The 3,321-nt window shown below is 64.3% G+C and carries 2 protein-coding genes; both read left to right on the top strand.

What is annotated here, in order from left to right:
• On the top strand, positions 1-562 hold a 562-nt coding region (locus tag AB4Y86_RS15260), incomplete at its 5' end, for a S16 family serine protease (RefSeq protein ID WP_441403039.1).
• Positions 563-665: 103 nt separating this feature from the next.
• Positions 666-3,321 (top strand): UPF0182 family membrane protein (locus AB4Y86_RS15255; protein WP_441403038.1); only part of this gene is annotated, 2,656 nt, incomplete at its 3' end.

The following is a 3,321-nucleotide window of genomic DNA, read 5'->3' as shown; positions in this document are numbered from 1 at the left end:
GGTCTCCATCGGCGGCAAACCCATCACCGCACTCAGCGTCGTCCAGGGCGAGCTGGCGGCCGGAAACGGCAAGCCGGTCACAGTCGTCGTCGACCGGAACGGCAGCCAGCTGCCGCTGACCATCACCCCGGGCAAGGCCTCCAACGGGCGCTACCTGCTCGGCGTCGTGCTGCAATACAAATTCAAGTTTCCCTTCGACGTCAAAATCTCGCTGGACAAGGTCGGAGGCCCGAGCGCGGGCATGATGTTCGCCCTGGGCATCGTGGACACCCTGACACCCGGGGACCTCACCGGCGGCAGGCACATCGCCGGCACCGGCACCATCACGCCGGACGGCGTCGTGGGAGCGATCGGCGGCATCGACCAGAAGATGGTCGGGGCGAGGTCCGGCGGCGCCACCATGTTCCTCGCCCCGGCGGCCAACTGCGACGACGTCGTGGGCCACATTCCTGCCGGCATGCAGGTCGTCAAGGTAGAGAGCCTGGCCGAAGCCCGGCACGCCGTCGAAGTCGCCGCGACGGGCGGCGACACATCCGGACTCCCGGCTTGCTCCAACAACTAGACTGACCCCGGAACTAAGCTCCAGTGCCACTCGTGGCACTAATGACAACTGAAGATTTAAGACAACTAAACCAGCACTGACGACCAGCTATGAGGTACCGAGTTTGTCCCGACCCAGCCCCGTCCCACCCGGCAGACCACAGCAGCGTAGGGGCGCACTGACGCCGACCTTGATTGTTGTGGCCGTGATCGTGGTCGGCTTCATTTTCTTCGCCAATGTCTGGACGGACGTCCTCTGGTACCAGCAACTGGGTTACTTCCAGGTTTTCCTGACGGAGAACCTGGCGCGGATCATCATCTTCCTCATCGGCTTCGCAGTGATGTTCGCCGCCATGTTCTTCGCGATCCGCGTCGCTTACAACGCGCGTCCCGTCTACGCGCCGGATTCGGAAGTCCGGGACAACCTCAACCGCTACCAGGCGCAGCTTGAGCCGATCCGCCGCGTGGTCATGATCGGCCTTCCCGTCCTGTTCGGCCTCTTCGCGGGCAGTGCGGCCGCCAGCCAGTGGCAGAAAGTGCTGCTGTTCCTGCACCAGCAGCCCTTCGGCCAGAACGATCCGCAGTTCAACCTGGACATCAGCTTCTACCTCATGACCCTGCCGTTCCTGGGCTTCGTCACCGGGTTCCTGATCAGCGTCGTGGTCGTGGCCGGAATCGCCGGCATCCTTACGCACTACCTGTACGGCAGCATTCGGCTGATGGAACGCGGCATCTTCACCAGCCGCGCCGCCCAGATCCACCTTGCGGTCACCGGCGCCGTGTTCCTGCTGCTGCTCGGGGCCAACTTCTGGCTGGACCGCTACTCAACCGTGCTCAACAACGGCGGCCGGTGGGCCGGCGCGCTGTACACCGACGTGAACGCGGTCATCCCGACCAAATCCATCCTCGCCGTCGCTGCGGCGCTCGTGGCGGTCCTCTTCATCGTCGCCGCCGTGATCGGCAAGTGGCGGCTGCCGGTAATCGGCACCGCCATGCTCGTCATCACCTCGATCCTGGCCGGCGGCGTCTACCCCTGGGTGATCCAGCAGTTCCAGGTCCGCCCCTCGGAGCAGACCCTGGAGAAGAGCTACATCGAGCGGAACATCAGCATGACCCGCGCCGCCTACGGGCTGGATAAGATCCAGGAGAAGGTCTACAACGCCACCACCACCGCCACGACCGGCGCACTGGCCCCGGACGCGCAGACGACGGCCAATATCCGCCTGCTGGACCCCAACCTAATCTCCGACGCCTTCTCCCAGCTCCAGCAGTACCGGCCCTACTACCAGTTCCCGAGCGCGCTCAACGTGGACCGGTACACAGTGGACGGGAAGATCCAGGACACGGTCATCGCAGTCCGTGAACTCAACCCCGACGGACTCAGCACCAACCAGCAGTCGTGGCTAAACCGGCATGTCGTCTATACCCACGGCTACGGCGTGGTCGCGGCCAAGGGCAACAAATTCACTGTCGACGGCAAGCCGGACTTCCTCCAGTCCGGCATCCCGTCCACCGGCGTCCTCGGCACCGACCAGACCTACCAGCCCCGGATCTATTTCGGCCAGAACTCTCCCGATTACTCGATCGTCGGTGCTCCTGACGGCGCCCCGCACCGCGAGCAGGACCGGCCAGCGACCTCGGAAGGTACCGGGGACACCCAGTACACCTTCACCGGCAACGGCGGCCCGAATGTGGGGAGCTTCTTCAACAAGGTCCTCTACGCGATCAAGTTCCAGTCGTCGGATTTGCTGCTCTCCGACGGCGTGAACGCGGATTCGCAAATCCTCTATGACCGCAATCCCCGCGACCGCGTGGAAAAGGTCGCGCCATACCTGACCGTGGACGGGAGTGCCTATCCCGCTGTGGTAGATGGCCGGGTAAAGTGGATCGTGGACGGCTACACCACCAGCCCCTACTTCCCGTACTCCCAGCAGGAGCAGCTCTCAGCAGCCACTACCGACTCCCAGACGACGGCGGGCCGGACCGCGGCGCTGCCGAACAGCTCGGTCAACTACATCCGCAACTCGGTCAAGGCCACCGTGGATGCCTACGACGGCTCCGTCACGCTGTACGCCTGGGACGATCAGGACCCGGTGCTGAAGGCCTGGCAGAGTATCTTCCCGACGTCCCTGAAGCCGTACTCGGAAATGTCCGGGGACCTCATGAGCCACGTGCGCTACCCGGAGGACCTGTTCAAGGTCCAGCGCGAGCTTCTGGGCCGATACCACGTCACCCAGGCGGACAGCTTCTACAAGAACGACGACGCGTGGAGCGTGCCGAACGATCCCACCGTCAAGGATGAGGTCAAGCAGCCGCCGTTCTACATGTCTCTCCAGATGCCGGACCAGCAGAAGCCGGCCTTCCAGCTGACATCCTCGTTCATACCCCAAGTGGTCAACGGGGCCGCCCGCAACGTCATGTATGGCTTCCTGGCGGCGGATTCGGATGCAGGCAACCAGAAGGGCGTGAAGGCGGACAGCTACGGCCAGCTCCGGCTGCTGCAGATCCCGCCCGAAACCCAGGTGCCGGGCCCCGGCCAGGCTCAGAACAAGTTCAACTCCGACCCCACCGTGTCGCAGGCACTGAACCTGCTGCGCCAGGGCGCTTCGGCTGTGCTCAACGGGAACCTCCTGACGCTGCCCGTGGGTGGAGGGATGCTCTACGTCCAGCCGGTCTACCTGAAGTCGACCGGCGAGACGTCCTACCCRACGCTGCAGCGCGTTCTGGTCGCCTTCGGCGACAAGATCGGGTTCGCGCCGACCCTGGACGAGGCGTTGAACC

It is taken from the genome of Arthrobacter sp. 2YAF22_2 (genome assembly GCF_052114645.1).
Lineage (GTDB): Bacteria > Actinomycetota > Actinomycetes > Actinomycetales > Micrococcaceae > Arthrobacter.
This window is presented reverse-complemented; position numbering and strand designations above follow the sequence as displayed.